The organism is Bacteroides sp. AF39-16AC, assembly GCF_003602735.1.
Taxonomy (GTDB): domain Bacteria; phylum Bacteroidota; class Bacteroidia; order Bacteroidales; family Bacteroidaceae; genus Bacteroides; species Bacteroides uniformis.
The window spans coordinates 26,970-45,115 of sequence record NZ_QTLN01000022.1; the positions used below are offsets into that span (position 1 = coordinate 26,970).

8 protein-coding genes are annotated in these 18,146 nt (G+C 40.7%); all 8 read right to left on the reverse strand.

Annotated features, from left to right (window positions below; genetic code table 11):
- Positions 1-5: 5 nt before the first annotated feature.
- Positions 6-2,669: a family 78 glycoside hydrolase catalytic domain gene (locus DW039_RS16035; protein ID WP_057281356.1), complete on the reverse strand. Its 2,664-nt coding sequence runs from the start codon at positions 2,667-2,669 to the stop codon at positions 6-8.
- A 51-nt stretch (positions 2,670-2,720) separates the two neighbouring features.
- Complete coding sequence (locus DW039_RS16040) at positions 2,721-4,877, reverse strand: GH92 family glycosyl hydrolase (protein WP_057281357.1); 2,157 nt, start codon at positions 4,875-4,877, stop codon at positions 2,721-2,723.
- Entirely contained in the window at positions 4,867-7,437 is a 2,571-nt protein-coding gene (locus DW039_RS16045; protein WP_057281358.1) for a glycoside hydrolase family 38 C-terminal domain-containing protein, read from the reverse strand. The genes DW039_RS16040 and DW039_RS16045 overlap by 11 nt, the downstream gene beginning before the upstream one ends.
- A 14-nt stretch (positions 7,438-7,451) precedes the next feature.
- On the reverse strand, positions 7,452-8,828 hold the full coding sequence (locus tag DW039_RS16050; RefSeq protein ID WP_057281519.1) for an SGNH/GDSL hydrolase family protein: 1,377 nt from the start codon (positions 8,826-8,828) through the stop codon (positions 7,452-7,454).
- A gap of 144 nt (positions 8,829-8,972) precedes the next feature.
- Positions 8,973-11,606 carry a family 78 glycoside hydrolase catalytic domain gene (locus DW039_RS16055; RefSeq protein ID WP_057281520.1) on the reverse strand — a complete coding sequence of 878 codons (2,634 nt, stop codon included), beginning with the start codon at positions 11,604-11,606 and terminating at the stop codon, positions 8,973-8,975.
- A gap of 122 nt (positions 11,607-11,728) precedes the next feature.
- Entirely contained in the window at positions 11,729-13,516 is a 1,788-nt protein-coding gene (locus DW039_RS16060) for a RagB/SusD family nutrient uptake outer membrane protein (protein ID WP_172793030.1), read from the reverse strand.
- A 20-nt stretch (positions 13,517-13,536) separates the two neighbouring features.
- On the reverse strand, positions 13,537-16,845 hold the full coding sequence (locus tag DW039_RS16065; RefSeq protein ID WP_117713833.1) for a TonB-dependent receptor: 3,309 nt from the start codon (positions 16,843-16,845) through the stop codon (positions 13,537-13,539).
- A gap of 241 nt (positions 16,846-17,086) precedes the next feature.
- Positions 17,087-18,094, reverse strand: a complete 1,008-nt coding sequence (locus DW039_RS16070; RefSeq protein WP_057281361.1) for a FecR family protein — start codon at positions 18,092-18,094, stop codon at positions 17,087-17,089.
- Between the last annotated feature and the right edge of the window lie 52 nt (positions 18,095-18,146).

An 18,146-nucleotide genomic window follows, 5' to 3' on the forward strand; every position in this document is an offset into this window, starting at 1 on the left:
GAATACTACTTCAAAACCTTAAAACTGTATGAACCGGACAAAACCTGGATAGGTTCTTTTGCACATTCTTTCCCCCATTGAGGGAGTACAATAGTAGCTGAGGTATTTACTGGAATTTCCACATTCAATTTAAAATTACCTCTTTCGTCTATATGCCAATCCGAAATTATCTTCCCATATAAAGTGTTATATGACGCCCTACAATAACTCAAATCAGATACCGGTGCAGGAGCAATATAAAAATGTTTCATACCCGGTTTGGATTTATCCGGTCGTATACCCGCAAGCGAATGATAAAACCATGCCACGACGCTTCCAAACATCGGGTGACAATGCCCACATCCTCCCGGATCTCCGCTACCATCCCAAGTTTCCCACAATGTACTGTTTTTTTCATCCAGCAAATAGCTATATCCTGGAAAGTCTCTTTGATTCATTAGTCTATATGCCAGATCGGCCCTTCCATTATCCGTCAAAACCTTCAATAAAAGCGGAGTGCCAAAAATGCCTGTATCAAAATGATAATCAAGTTGTTCTAAATGGCCCAGCATTGCAGAAAACACCTTTTCATATTCATCGTCAGGAACAAGTCCAAACCCCAATGCAAAAACATCGGCTCCTTGCCTTCCTTCCCAATAATGATTGGTAAGAGGATTATAAAAGGCTGAATTAAAATTTTCTTTTATACTCCGAGCCGAAGCCCTAAAAAATTCTGCATCCGCTTTCTGCCCCAATACCTTTGCTATGTCTGCCATTATACAAGTTACATGGTAAAAGTATGCTGTATTGACCAACGCCGTCGGAATTTCTATATGGTTATACAAAGTACACCATTCTCCCAAACACCAGCCATTCGGTTCTTCCTTAACTATAAGCCCACGGTCATTAGTCCGTGTACCAAGGTACCCTATCCACTGCTTCATGCCATCATAGTGTTTCTGTAATATTTCGGTATCACCGTAATGACAGAAATAAGCCCAAGGAACAATAATATAAGCCGATCCCCATGCAGGCCCACCTCCTCCACCGCTAAAAGGTGCAGTATGCGGTACATATCCGGTAACTTTATTCCGCGCATCATCCATATCATCTATAAACTTCCGGAGAAAACGCGTCATATCGTACGAATAAAGCAGACTTTCAGTTATAACTTGTCCATCCCCCGTATAAGCCAACCGTTCACGATGCGGGTCACTACTTACAATCCCTTTAAAGTTAGCATGCATAGTACGATTATAAGCCTGACAAATACGATTAAAGAGTTCATTGGAACATTCAAAACTCCCCGTATTCTTCACATCTGTAAATATAGATTTCACAATCAGACTAGACTCTGAAATTTTTGTGTTCCGAGATACGACCTCCACCTTTCTGAAAGTGTGCCATGTAAATTTAGGCTCCCATTCTTCCTTATCGCCACCTTTCAAAATATAAGTATCTGTCTGCCCATAATCCAATCCTTCCTCACTGATAAAACGTAACCGTATCATATCCCCGGAATTACCTTCTACATTCAAGGTACACCAACCGGATACTGTTTCGGGCAACGTAAAGATATAGAGTGAATCATTAAGTTGCTCAAAATGAGTATCCACAATCTGCATAACCTTATTAAAAGGGATTGTCTGGAACATCAATGTACCGGTAGGCGGTCGGACTTGTAATGCTGATTCCCATATATTATCATCATAGGACTCTCGATTCCAATGTCCCAAATCTTTACGAGCATCATAAATTTCCCCCGTAAATATAGCATCATGCAATAATGGTCCTGTTGTAGTCTTCCATGAATTATCTGAAACTATCATTTCTTTGGTTCCATCTTCATATTCAATCTCCAATTGTAATATCATTTTAGGAACATCATACCACATATGCCCTTCCACTGTGCGATCACGCTGATTGTACCAACCATTCCCCAATATTATACCTATAGCATTATTCTGCATTTTAAGGTTTCCAGTTACATCAAATACATTATAAAATACACGTTGCGTAGACTGGTCATCATAATGATACAACAATTTCTTAAGAGACCGTCTATCATAGTTGGTTACAGCAGGTGCCAATACTTGTTCCCCTACTCTTTCTCCATTGAAATACATTTCATAGAAGCCCAATCCACAGACATAAGCCATTGCTTTTTTTATAGGTTTTGCAACTACAAATTCCTTACGGAAATAAGGAGCTGGAAAAGTCAGGGTGGAGTCTGGAAATATATCTTCCCTATTCCCTATCCACTGCGCTTTCCAATCCGAAGGACACAGCAAGCCCATGCTCCAGTCAGCAATATTGCTCCATTCAGAAGGGACATCACACTCATCCCAAACCATCACTTTCCAATAAAGTTGCATTCTGGCAGATAACTTCTTGCCTTGATACCGGACGATAGATTCTGAAGACAACACTTTTCCAGAGTCCCAATAATCTCCTTGTCCTCTTTTTATTAAAGACAAATCATCCGATACAATAATACGGTATGCAGACTGAGACTTACCCGTTCCTTCTGAGATCAATTGCCATTGTAATACCGGATTCGGATTATCGACTCCCAATGGACTTTCCATATAATCACAACGCAGATTCACTATGTCAATCCCCCTTTCTGCACATGCAACAAACGATAACATAGCGAACACCAAAGATATTTTTATAAAGAATTTATTCATGATATTCAATTTATTATTCAAAAAAGGAACAACATTCACTCGTTTCTCAAATCAAGGAAAAGAAGGAGGCAGCACTTTGGTACCCCATTTCAAATCAGCCTTACCGGAAGTCTGATATTCTAAAGTAGCACCATTGGAGAGTTCATCCCAATTTATCCAAGTACTATTATATAGTACCCCATTCACCTTTAAAGACTTGATATAGATGTTTTTCTCAGAGCCACCCTTAATAAAAATAGAACCATTTTTCAGATGAATCTTTACAGAAGAAAAGATTGGCGTATTTATGGTGAAACCACCAATTCCCGGAATCTCCGGATATAATCCTATACAAGCAAAAATATACCATGCTCCCATTGTTCCGAGATCATCGTTGCCAGGAAGCCCATCTATCTTGCCAGAATACTGTTCATTCAGTATCCGATTTACGACAGTCTGTGTCTTATACGGACAACCTACCCAGTTATATATCCAAGGAATATGAAAACTTGGTTCATTACCCGAAGCAAACCAAGCATCATTATAATTAGCATCCAAACGTTGGAAGAACTCATCTAAACGTTGCTCTGCATTTTTTTTACCACCAATCATTTCAACCAAGCCTGCAATATCATAAGGCACCATCCAAAAATAATTTTTATAAGTAGATTCACGAAAGTCCTCACTTAACGGTTTCCAAGAGCCATCGGAGTTACGGGATTGTAACCAACCAGTTTCCGGATTGAAAAGGTTCTTCCAGGAACGTGCAAAGTGAAAATAACGCCAGGCCGAGAATTCATCTCCTATAGCACGCAAAGCAAATTGTCCGATAGCAAAATCTGAAGAAGTATACTCCAATTGTTCGGAAGCATTATAGTAACCTTTCTCCAGATATTGCTTTAATCCCGGCCTTTCTTCTATATTCTGCGATTTGGCTCCCGGTATTTCTGCATTTGTTCTCATTGTTTTAAAAATCGGTCTAGGATCATAATTCCTGGCTCCAAACGCATAAGCGTTCGAAATCAGAATAGGAGTAGGATCCCCCTGCATGACTCCCGTTTCTATATTTGCCAACACCCAACGTGGAAAAGCGCCACCGGATTGTTCTGCAAAATCCTGGTGAGAAATTACAATATCAGAAGTCACATCTGGCTCCAGCATAGCCAAAAGCTGAATCTGCGTACGATAAGTATCCCAATTACTAAAAGAAGTATATTGTTTGGAACGTGATTTATATACCCGGTTATCAGCCCCCATATATTCACCGTTTACATCACTACAAACGTTCGGATGAATCATTGTTCTATACAAATGTGTATAGAACTGGGTGATACGGTCCGCATTGTCGCCTTCAACCTCTATCTTGCTTAAATAGTGGTTCCAACTTTTTTCGGCTTCTCCCCTTATCTCATCAAAGTTCCAGCCTGCATTCTCCATTCTCAAATTTTTCCGCGCATTATCAACGGACACATAAGAAACTCCAATCTTGTATTGTATATCCTTCTTCTTATCTAAATCAAAAGTAAAATAAACACCAGAACATTCTCCTTCGGCAAAAGTTGTATTAGGTTTCAGTTCCTTCTGTTTCCAGGTTCCAAACTCAACTGCGCCTTTATCAAACTCCGCAACAAAGTAGACTTTGTAGGGAGTAGGTAATCCACAAAAATTTCCCCCAACAGCATACCCTTCACACCTATTGGGAGCAGTGATAACAATTGCTGCTTGATTTATAGGGGTGGCTGATATACCACCACCTATGATAACCGTCCCCATGGTCTGATTGGCTGGAAATTCATACTTGGCCATACCTGTTCGCTCAGTAACCGTCAAATGTGCCCGAATATCCTCTTGTACTGTTGCTTCATAATATCCGGCATGACCTTGTTCTTTAGAAATATTGATTCTGTAATTCAAAATATTCTCTGGAGAGGCCTGCAACTTTCCCTTTACGGGAAAAGTGGGGAAATTACCCATATGGTCACAACCGGCTCCACTCAATTGGTTGATTACAAAACCGGCACTTTTTGAAAAATAAGATGGAGTAAACTGTACCATCCCAAAAGGATAAGTGGCCCCTGGATAAAGATAGCCCGACGCAAGGCCAAGCCCTTTCGTACCAATCAACGTATTGACTTCCTCCGCATAATTTTTATCATCAGTCCAATTGTTTCCTAATATGAAGAACGGATTTAATAATAAAAAAAGAGATAATAATATTTTATTTTTCATTCGAATCAATTTTTAATGTACGTATTCCGAATTGAGGAATGGCTAAATCCAAATAACTCTTCCCATTTTCCTCATGTACAAGCAATGTTTCTATAGTCCGGCCATCCAATTCTACTAGTTTAACACTCAAATTCGTTCCGGTTATAGCAATCTTTCTCGAAGTATCATTACTCAGAGAATTGAACAAACGGACATACAAACTCTTTCCTTCATAATACATGGATGACAATTCATAGGCATCATTTTCTACGGATAGGAAAGAAGCAGAAGTCAAAGAAATATCACCCGCCAATGTAGCTATCAACGGTTCATTCCGTTCTTCACTACGTGTCCATAAACGGCATTGCTCCCAATTTCCCTGATGAGGTAATATAGAATATGAGAATTCAGTAGGTCTATCTATTCTATAATCCATTCCCCAAAGCCCTTTGCCTGCATACTGCACATTCAATGCCAAAGGAAAATCCTCCCCATGCACATAGCTGGTTGTATGGTCAGAGAACAAAGCCAGCCCACACGAATTATCTCCGGCAACCTTATCGACCCAATGTACAATGACATTATGTTTAATGCTGTCCCAACGATTGAAGAATGTATTTTCCAAACGACTTTTACACACATCGAAAGGAGCATCCTTGTAAATCAAGGGCGATTCTATCTCCGTAGGAAAATAAAGTAGCAGTTTATACCGGTCATCATAAAAGGATTTGCGCGGGTCTTCAGTCTTAAATTCAATACCCGGTTCACCAATCTGCACATCACCCATCCAATCAATCTTTATATGCATGTCGATTCGAGGTTCACCCTGCGCCAATTGAATTGTCTGTACAAAAGGATGCACCCCTATCTTACCTTGTACGCACACCTTCATCAGTAAAGGGCCCTGCTCTATTAACCGAATCGTAGCAGGTTGTTCGGTACTAGACAAAAAAGAATTTTTCTCAATAAAGAATCCCCGCAACTCATTAAAACTCCGTCCATTACCCAAATCAACCAGTTCTCTGTCTTGAAGGAATCTTACCTTAAGACTTTCCACAGCACCACCTTTAGACGGATTTAAAACCAGAGAATATAAGTCACTCTCCAAACGACACCTACCATCATGCATCCGCTCGAAACAAAAAGTTGCTTTAGTACGGCTTGTTGACTCCTGGAAAGTATAAGTTGCGAACCCCGTAGATGGAACTTTTGCACGGAACAGTAATTTAGTTACTTCCCCTTCATCAATCCATTGGGTAGGAGATTCTACCCCCCGATTATCAACCGCTATCCAATCCTTGCCCTTCCATGAAGAAGGGACTTCGACAGAAACCAGTTCTTCTCTCTCCACAGCCAATGTATTGAAGACCCAAATCTTGTTTTCTCTCCTTTGACCCGCCATTAGCTTTAAAGATTGGTCTATCACTCGTTGGCTCTTTTGGTTTGTATTTCTAGTCCAATCGGTTACCGTTTCTGCCCAGGTTTTCCCACCATTCAAACGGTTATACGGAACAATCCAACAATCATGATGCTGAGAAAGCATCAATGTACGCCATGCCTCATCTATGGAATCCATGGGCCATTTCTCTCCCCGATACAGCTTTGCATAAGAAGCCATCTTCTCCGCTTGGACAATGGTATTTTCTGCTGTACGAATCTCCCTCGCCAGACGTTGCATAACTTGTGTTCCCCACATTAAAGAACATAACACATCCTCCTGTGAAAAATGCCAATCATCTCCAGTACTTCCGTTCGAACAATTCTGTATATAGTCACGCCAAGTCTTATAAGCTGTAGGACAATAATAAGCAGCAGTATCCTGACCCAACCAAGGTCCCTTATTCCAGCCATGGCTCCATGCCGCATCCTGAATGCACATGCCTACCGGATGCTTAATCCCCGCATCCAGGCATTTCCCAATATAATCCCTACTGTTAAACCAAGCTATGGACTGCCAGGTCGAACCCGGCTGTAAATCTTCGCAGCCATAACGGGGTACTGTAACAAGTTTCGTCCCGTCCGGTCCTACCCAATTCACCAATTCCCCCCCATAAGCACTTACATAGCCTCCCCACATGGTATTGGGATTCTTTGTCGAAGCATACGAAAAGCCTAAAGACTTCAAGACCATAGGTAAGCAACTTGTAAAGCAAGGTTCTTCTGCCGAATAAGTGGTGAAAACAGCTTCGGGGAAGTGTTTTCTAAGAAGACGCATCCCATATTGAAATTGACGGATAACACTTTCTCCCGAAGTTCCGAAAAAATAACTTTGAGCATAAGTAGGATTCACATATTCTATGCGTCCGGAACGGACAGACTGGTCTTTGAACATTTGTTTAAAAGCAGAATAACCCTCTGGATCGCGTTGTCTGACTATTTCCCAAGATTCCGGTTCTATCTCCAGATTGACTCTCCAATCCGGATACTGTTTCAATTTCTGGACAATGAATGAAGTCTGCCCCATAGGATAGTGTCCATAGACCCCTCCATGATAGCCATCTATAAAATAGGCTTGCTGGGCTTTTACCAAACTATTAAAGCCCAGCAAACCTATTAAAAAGATTATAAACCTTTCCCTCATACCGTTTCCCTCAATTAAAGCTTAACCAGTTCCACTTTCAAAGCCTGTGGTTTATTCATTTTATAAATACGCTCCACCAATTCCAACTGCTCATTTTCGTTATCTTCACGAACACTCTTATGCATAAAACGCAACCAATAATCTTTCAGCATATTAACAAAAGGATTAGTCCTACGATTCTCCAACATAGTGTCAACAGCCTTTTCATCACTTGCCCACAGCAGCCCTTTGTCACGCATCAAGTTATATTCCATCCAGTAATATTCACGCATCTCACGTTCCATAAACCAGCGCTGCTCATTCAACCGGCGTATCTCTTGTGCTTGTTCGTTTTGAGGGGTATTGTCATAAGCAGCCAGGTTGATTCCACGTTTCAAGTCACCGGCTGTTAGACGTGTTATTGTCTTTCCATCAATTTTCAAAACATAATAACCATCGGACAAGCCTTTCACCGCCAAACCCTCATAATTCATTTCATCCATGAACGGTATGACATTCAATGCATCAGCCTGCGTATGCAGTTCGTTGTTGTAATGGCTTCTGTCTATCGGATAAGGGAGTGAATTAGCTAGATAAGTAAAACTGATATTTTCAGAAGAAACAACCAAATCATCAATCTTGCAGTTATCTGAACGGTTCACAGTCCTGGTTGAAGCATCTATAGCTATATCTGCAACAGGCTCATTAGCTAATCCTTGAGCTTTCAAGAATAAATATGCCATCACCAAATGGCCGTCTGTTGTAGGATGGACACGGTCACCGCCACACAACGTGAATGTAGAATCAGCTTGTTGCTCACGCATGTTGATCTCTGTCATCGGACGATTAAAATCCACATATCCCCACCGATTGGCATGTGCCCTTTCTTTCAGAAAATCAGAAATATCCTGAATCAACTTATTCTTTCCCGGAAAAGGGACCTTATTGAAACAAGAAGTTTCGTCATAAGGCGAACTGCCAATCAGCACCTTCTGAACTTTAGGATATTTTTTATAGGTATCTTCTATGACTTTGTAATCACGGCAGGAGGCTTCTACGTTCTTACGCCCTATATTTGCATTCTCTGTAAGAGTGTAATCCATATAACCGGTATCATTCATGCCGAACGAAAGAGTAACCACAGTGGGGTTATGTTCAAAAACCTTGTCCAATCGTTGAGACATCTGCTTTGCCACATCGCCCCCGACACCTTCATTAAAGACATCAATGCGTCGATTCGGGAAATGGGTCATATAATACAACCATATATAGGAATGATAATGTCCTCCACAAGTTATACTGTTACCTACAAAAGCAACTCGCTCTCCCTCCTTAAAAACCGGAATGCTCTGAGATTGCATTCCATTAATACCCATTAATAAGTAAATTGCTACAATTATAAATTTCTTCATCTTATTCTTTTTTATCAGTAAATATTTTCCCAAAAGATGCATAATCAAAGCATCCTTTCTATTACAAAAGAAATGAACACCTAGCAGTTACTCCTTATTTTTGAAAATAAGACTTCTATCTTTATCTCCAGAAAATGATTATAACTACCTGATTTCTATATCATATGTGCCTGTGCCTAATTCCAAATACTGCTTATCCAATTTAACTTCTTGACCATTCACAACACCTTTATTAGCATTGCTGGGAATAGCAACACTTGCCTCCACTCCTACCGGCAACACAACATGCATCATTAAACAGTCATCTTGCAATTTCCAATTCACTATGATAGTTCCATAAGGAGATTCCTTAGTAGTATTTGCCCAAGTCACCCCTTGTGGAATTTGCGGCTCAATAAACACATGCCGGTAACCCGGTTGTTTTTCATCAGCTCGAATACCGCCGACAGCCTGATAGAACCAATTAGCAATACCGTTATAACAATTGTGCACACGGCTACGCTCCCCATTCCAATACTCCCATGTAGTAGTAGCATTATTATTAAGCATGTGCAGATATCCCGGATAGTCTGGTTGCTTCAACATGTCATACATGAAATCGGCTTCCTTATTCCGGATAACCCAATCCGTCAGGATAGGGACCCCAACCAGACCAACCGCTATATGTCCTTTGTACTGTCCAGCTGAACGGGCAAGCATCTCCTGCTTTACTTTATCATATAAAGCGTCAGGCACTGCCCCTACAAGCATCGGATAAGACATATCCAGTTGTGACCCTGTAGCATAAATATTTTCTTCATCGTTATAGAATGTCTGGTGAATCAGAACGTTCAACTTCTCCTTACGCACGGCAAAACCCTCCGCTTCATCCTTGCGTCCCAATGCCGTCGCTATCTTGCACATAGCATCCAGACAGTCACTGACAAAACAGTTGTTCACCAAGTCTATCGACATCTGGTTCCCGCTATCTACACCTATGGGAGCCAACCAGTCTCCCAGATACCAATCACGGTAAGTTGTGTCGGGCCAGCGTTTCAACAATCCGTTTACGGTGTATCTGTCCACATAACCGAACCATTTCTTCATATTGTCGTAATAGCGTTCCAACAGCCGGCTGTCTCCATAGTTTACATAAGTACGCCAAGGGGCCAGAACTATAAACCCACACCAATAAGGACCGCCGCCACCACCACCGGCAGGAGCTACATGAGGCAGTCCACCGTCCTCTTGCATCACATCACCCCATGCTTGTAACCAGTTCATATAAGTCGGAGCAGCATCATACATAGTCTGGAATGCCTGTGTGGACGAATTACCATCACCGCCGTAACCGGCACGTTCCAAATGCGGACAATCCACCATGTAACCGCTGAAAGTCAGACAGCGCAATGTGTAGTTCACCATATCATGTATAGCATTCAAGTCTACATCCGAACAAACGAATGTAGATGCTGGACGATAATCACCATGTACCAAGTAAGCTTTTATTTGCGACGGTTGCGGATGATAAGGCAAATTGGAAATTTTAATGTAACGGAAAGCATGGTGATGGAACTTATTGCAGAACTTGTCACCATTTTTACCGGAAGCAATATAGAGATCACTCTCCCCTTGCTCTTCAATACTGCCATCAGCCTTCATAAAATCGCTATAAACTGCCGTTATTTCATGCCCTTCAGGCAGTTGAGGAGTTTGTAGTTCAAACCAGCCAGTCAACACCTTCCCCATATCCACTAACCATGTATTGTTACCAAGGGCAGTGATACTCTTTGCTGTCAACGTTTCCTGGATCTTATTTGCACTACACATCTGCGGAGTCGCTTTCCGGTCATTCACACATACTTCAACAGCCGACTTCCATTGCAGTTTGTCCAACTCCCTTGCCGTAAGACCAGCAGGAAGCATGCGAGCATCTATCCGTTCACCGCCGAAGCGCAAAGCATTCCAGGTTCCCATATCAGCATAACCACTCTCACGTCCCATCCACGTAACATCTGTCGTGAGAAGTTTTTTCCATTTCCCATCTTTCAAAGTGCTTAAATCGGCCCTTACCACCGGACCGTCATGCTCAGCTTTGAAAGTGGTTTTCTTATACCAACCTTTTCCCAACCATAAGAGTATTTCGTTTTTACCAGACTTCAAAAAAGACGTAATGTCATAGGTCACAACCAACGAACGCTTATCCAGTTGTGAAACTGCAGGTGACAAAACAGAGGAATCCACCTTCTTTCCATTGATATACACTTCATGATATCCTAAAGAATTGACATATAAAAAGGTGGTAGAAGGCTTGTCCACTGTAAATGATTTCCGCAGCAAAGGCGAATCCACATTACCTCCGTCCAGACTAATGAACTTTCCCTGCAAGTTGTCATTTCCCAATATACCTATTGCAAAACGTTGGATAGGACTCCACTCCGAGAGCTCCCCTTTTTCATTGCCCACACGTACACGCCAATAACATAACTGGCGTGATTTCAAGTCCTTACCTTGATAAGGGATCATCACAGAAGCACAAGATTTCGTCTTGCCGGAATTCCACAAATCAGCTTTTCCCCGAGACAACTCAAGGCTATCTGCCCCCACTTGTATTTCATAATATTCCTGACTCATAGGAATATCACACAACACCTTCCAACTGAAATGCGGGGTTATGTTATCTATACCGAGAGGATTCTTCAGATTCTCACAGCGAAGGTCTTCCAGGAGAATCGGACCAGCCAGAGAATACTGAAAACCCAATAGACAAAACAATAATAAAAAAAGAATTTTCTTCATAACGATTGAATTACTAAAAAACAGATACCCGTAGGAAAAAGAGTCTTCAAACAAATACATATATTCTTTAATTCTCTTTTACTCCTCCGGGTATCTTTTTACCATATCATAATATAGCTCTTTTACCAACCCGGATTCTGTTCCAACTTTATGTCTTTATTAGTGTCAATCACACTTTGAGGAATCGGCCAAAGGTTGAAATTTTTATTAGCAAGTGAAGTACGAGCCACATCCCAATAAGCATACTTTTTAATGCGGTCAATAGCTACGGTACCTCCCATACGGAGCAAAGTATTCCAACGATGCTCTTCATAAACCAATTCACGGGCACGTTCATCCAAAATCAAATCCAAATTCACATCTGAGGCCATAACCATATAGCCACATTGTGCTCTTTCCCTCAATTTATTAATATCAGCAGCAGCACCGGCATTATCTCCTAAACGCCATTTCACCTCCGCACGTAGTAAGATAGTTTCCGGTAAACGTGCCAAATAATCATCTCTATAAAGGAAAGAAAAATTACCATCAATACCTGCAATATAACCGGAATATTTATCCGTAGCAATCTTACAGGAAATAGGGAACAAAAATGTTTCAGCTTGCCTATCTTTTACCCCATTTGAAACCTTATGCAACACATCCCATGGAACCACCTTGCCATAATAGTTACCATTTTTTTGGTTCCCCACAAATGTCCTTCTGAATACAGCCTCGGAATTTCTCATATCTTCCGCCCATTTATCTTCATAAATGATGTCACGTGTATAATAGGTAGGCATTACAGCCGTAACCCCCTCACCACCTACATCTTCTAAACTCCCCATCAATTCTCCTTGCACGTCACGGGCTACCGGACTATAGTTACAAGAATGAGCCATACGGTTTGCTGTATATCCTTGCTGACAGAGATCCAAGCTCATCTGGGCTACCCAAATAGCTTCTGTATTACCATTCTGATAATCCTGATTGCCTTCTTGGAACAAATCCCAGTAAACATTCCCCTCAATATGTACCCCAGCAGACTCATAAGTATGCTCTGCTGTCTGGTCCTGTATGCTGATTGCATAATAGTAAGTAGGATTCTCATGCTGACGAGTACCGAAACGGTTCATCATCAGACGATAGATACCTCCATCTATCACAGCATCAGCATATTCCTTAGCCTTACGAAAAGATTCAGCACCATCCTGACCTTCTTCTTGCAATGCTACGCCCTTATCAATATAAAGCTGGCACAAATAATGCTGAACAGCTCCTTTCACCAAACGTCCCGCTTCTGCATGGGTTTCTGGAAGATTCAAAGCATAGTTTTCCAGGTCATCTATCGCAAGCTGATAAGTTTCCACACGACTACTGCGTTGAAAATCATAACGTGGTCCAGTAATACGTTCAGTTACCAAAGGCACTCCACCATACAGCTCACCCAAGTTCATATAAGCATATGCTCTGAAAAAATGTGCTTCTGCCAATGTCTGGGTCTTGTCAACCTCGGAGCTCCACGCGACCTCTTCGGCAGCAGATATGGCCAGATTAGCTTGGGATACCAGATTATAAAAATTATTGTATACTTGCTTGTAAATGTCATAGTCGGCTGCCAACTTACTATAATCATTCATATTCTGTGCATCCCGACCGTTGGGAACATCAAACATATCAGTTCCGTTATTTCCCATATAGAAATGTCTCGGAGAGAACTGCATAGGTGCAGAAGTACAAAATATATCACGCACTTTCTCGTAGCAGGACGTAACTACTTGTTTCACCTGGTTGGAGCTTTTGAATACATTTTCTATTGCATAGGAAGATTCCGGAGATTCCTTCAAGAAAGCAGAATCATCACAACCACTTGCCATAATAGCAGATAAAGCTATTAATCCAACATTGATTTTATTTTTTAAAATATTCATAATTCATCAAAGTATAAAGTTTAGAAACTAATGTTTGCTCCCAGCGAGAGATTTGTTGAAATAGGATACGTAGAAGATAAAATTGTATTACCTAATTCAGGATCTCCATTTTCCCAACCTGTAATCGTGAACAGATTCTTTCCAGTAAAAAAGACACGCAAATTATTGATACCGAAATTCTTTATTTTAGCAGAATTAAAGGTATAGGACAATGTAATGTCCTGCAGACGAACAAAGGCACGGCTTTGTAAACCTTTGAAACGTCCATCACCACTAAAGTTTGCCGCAGGATATTTATTGCTCGGACGTTCTTCTGTCCAATAGGGTATATACATATTGTTAGAATAGGCTCCACCGCCACCACCACCAGCAAGGAAAGCCGGAGCATTTTCACTTACATAATATCCATTTCCTCCAAACGTTCCGGTAAGCATAAAATATAATTCAAAATTCTTCCATGAAAGGGTGTTTGACAAACTCATCTTGAAACGAGGGTCTGATGTACCCAGTATGGTACGGTCTTCCACACCAATGGTTCCATTGCCATCTACATCCACATATTTCGGATTACCCGGGGTAGCGCCATTGGCTTGTATGTATTCTGTATCATCCTTCTGCACAATACCCGCCACCTTGTAACCATAGATAGAATGAATAGAGTGCCCAATAAATAGATTGTTCCCCAAATCATCATCTTCTCTACCATCACCATCCAAATCCTCACCATATAGATGAACCAATTCATTACGGTTCAGCCAAAAGGTAAGATTAGTATCCCATCGCCAATCTTTATTCTCGATGTTTACAGAATGAATACTGAATTCCACCCCACGATTAGCAACTTCACCCATTGTTGATTTCATAGAATCAAAACCTGTCATTGAAGGAATAGTACGATTGAATATTTGGTCAGTAGTTCTTGACAAATACACATCCATGTTAACAAACAAGCGGTTGTTCAACCAAGCCGACTCAAAACCGAAGTTCCACGAATTAGTCGTCTCCCATCCAAGACCGCTGTTACCCAATGAATTTTGTTTTATACCAAATGAAGGTACCGTAGAGTTTCCAAAAGGATAAGCAATGCCACCACCCGGGCCGATAACAGCCTCGGACAAAGTTCCATAAGGATCAATACCCTGGTTACCATTTCTACCCCAGGATAACTTAAGTTTCAAATCATTCAAAAAACGAACTTTCTCCATGAACTTCTCATGAGTAACACGCCATGCACCGCCGAAAGCATAGAAATTACCCCATTTATTATCCGCACCAAAAACTGAAGCACCATCTCTACGATAAGAAGCTGTAAGATAATAAGCATCGTCAAAAGAATAGGATGCACGGGCAAAATAACCGGCATTTCTACGACGTGTAATGCCAGTAGTGGTCTTTTGTGTTGTAGCATATTGCAAGCCATTATAGCCCAAGTTCGTATTGCCATTAGCTACATAATCACGTCCCTCCATTTTATCCCATCTGTCAAATTTACTATCACGAGTAGCAACAGCGGTCAAATCAATGGTATGTTTACCGAACGTATTCTTATAATTCAAAATATTATCCACTACCCAGCTATTCGCTCTTGTATTCTGATAATAACCATTTGTTGATCCTAATTTAGAATAAACGGTTTCTGCAGAATAACGGGAGTCATCATCATAAGCACCCAATGGAGCATAATATCCTTCATGGTAGAATTCGGCGCCATCGTTCACATTCATGTAAGCTGAATAATTGAAACGGTAGCTCAAACCTTTTACCCAAGGCAGCTTAACCACAGCATGTGCATTGATTCGGAACGTACGTCTAGTATCCAAATTATCATAAGTACCAGACTGGTCTTTCCATAATGGATTTTCAAATTCATTAGAACCTAAAGGGAATCTTTCCAACAAATTAGTGCCTTTACGATACATTACATCGTACGGACCAAGAAGAACCGCTCTGTTATACTCAGCACCTGCTCCCGAATAGTCTGAATAAGAATAAGAGGCATCTGCACCCACTTCCAACCAATCTGTAATATCCGTGCTGATTTTGGCCATCATTGTAAAACGAGAAAAGTCATCGCCAATGATTATCCCTTGATTATCCGTATAAGAAGTGGACATATAATAATTCATCTTTTCACCTGCACCCGATACGGATACCTGATAGTCCTGCAACCAGCCAGTACGGGAGATCTCATCTAACCAATTAGTCTCATGACCAGCCTCATAGTTAGCTCTCTGCTGTGCACTCAGCGACTCTACAGTAGTTCCATTTTTATCATGAAGCATCTGTAAATAGTCTTTGCCATTCATGAACTCCGGTTGACGATGCCAAGATTGCATTGTACCTGTCATATTCAAATTTATCACAGGCTTACCCGATTTACCACGTTTAGTAGTGATAGCAATAACACCATTTGCCGAACGTGAACCATAGGCTGCCGCAGAAGTGGCATCCTTCAAGACATCAATTGTAGCTATATCATTGGGGTTGATATCATTTAAACTACCTAAGAAAATCACACCATCCACAATCAGTAACGGGTCATTATTACCCGAAATAGAATTTTGTCCCCGGACTAACATAGAAGGTTGACCACCAGCTGTATTAGTAGCACCAATATCCAAACCACCCACGGAACCTTTCAGAGTTTCCAAAGCATTCGTGTTAGCAACCAGCGCTACTGGCGAATTTTCCAACTTCATGGATGACACAGAGCCTGTGAAATCTTTTCGTGTTGTCGTACCATAACCGATAACCACAACCTCATCCAGTAACTGTGTATCTTCTTTCAATGTGACAGCAAGCATTTTGCCACTCTGGGCCTTCAAGACCTGGGTCTGATAACCAATATAAGACACTTCCAAATTGGCATTAGGAGCTACATCCAAGGTAAAATTACCGTCAATGTCGGTAGTTGTACCATTGGATGTACCTTGTTCCCTAACCGTAGCGCCGATTACCGGTTCACCGGTAGCATCAACGATACGTCCTCTAACCTTACCCTCTTGCGCAGAAGAAACAGTTCCTGTCTGCGCTTTTTTTATAATAATCTTTTTACCCTGAATTTCATAACTAAATCCACTTTGTCCCTGCAGAATTTGTTTTATAACTTCTTCTATACCTGCATCTTCTACTGATATAGAGATACGTTTCTTTGTATTGACATCTGCCGATGAAAATACAAATGAATATCCAGACGATTTCTTCAACTGCTCCATCGCCTCCTTTACCGTTACATTATTGGCTTTCAGCGTTATATCTTGCGAAAAGGCCGATAAATTAAAGCAAAGCGCTGCCGAGGCTATTAATATAGCCCTTTTAAAATATCTCATAATACTCCTGATTTTTAATTAAATAACTAAGGTAATTAACAAGATTATTTAAAGATTCACTATCTTTGCATAATCTTAAATTCAAGGTGATCTCTATCAAGACTACTTGACTTTTAATCTGGGGGGGTGTTGCCGCACCCTCCATTTTATTACTCAAGTGCCTTCATCGCATCAGCCGGAAGGATTTATTTTCATGTCTTCAATGTTTTTAAGGTTCAACACATTTACTCATTCTCAAAAATCAATATAAAATATATTTTTCATCTTCATACCTATACTGCATTCTATTGGTAGAAGCTATTGTTTGAAGTACTTCGTCAATGGTGTTTCCTATTATTTTAAAACTACCATAGAATCGTTTGTTCCGCAAAGAATCAGCCACTTGTATTTTCACATCATAGCTACGCATCAATTTCTTCGCAATATCTTCCAACAATTCTTCATCAAAAAACAATTCATTCCTAGACCAGGCATTTGAATATTCTACATGGGTCTTCGATTTCTTTATTATACCAGTTCGTTTATTCAAAACCATTTTTTCTCGAGGAGCCAGATACAAAGCGGGCATCTTTTTCAGTTCATTTTGCAAAGCGACCTTTCCTTCCATCAGATTTACAGTAACCTCCTCGTCTTCTGGATAATTTTTAAAATTAAACTTCGTTCCAAGCACCTTCAAATTAAGTTCCCTTGTTTCAACAACAAAAGGAATCTTCTCATTTTTAGTAACTTCAAAATACCCTTCTCCTTCCAAAGACAAGTTTCTATCATCTACACCAAATCCCTGCGAATAAACAATCTTAGAACCTGCATTCAACCATACTAATGTGCCGTCCGGCAAATATAATTTAGTACGTGCTCCTAATGGAGCCTCTACTACCATATCTGCAAAATTATGTTTGACAACCTCCTTTCCTTGCCAATAAGTAGCCAAAGGCAACAACAAAAGTAAAACTACAGCGGCTACGCGATATATCACTTTCCAAGAAAAACGTCGAAGTCTTTTATTCCTTCCAGCCTCAGCAACCCGTTGCTTAAATAAATCAAATGCTTCATTCTTATTAAAGAAGGTCTTATCGCTCAATACGCCTGAAGAGAACCAAATTTCCAACTGATCGCGTACATAAATACGATTAGTTTCTGACTCCATACTCCACCGCTTTAACTCAGAAAAGGATTTTTCATCCAATTCATTGGATAAATACGATGCTATCAGCTTATCTATATCGTTATATTTTTCTTCTGTATACATAATTACAAGTACGTTTATAAGTAAGACAAAATAGAAAAGAAAGAGGGTAGTC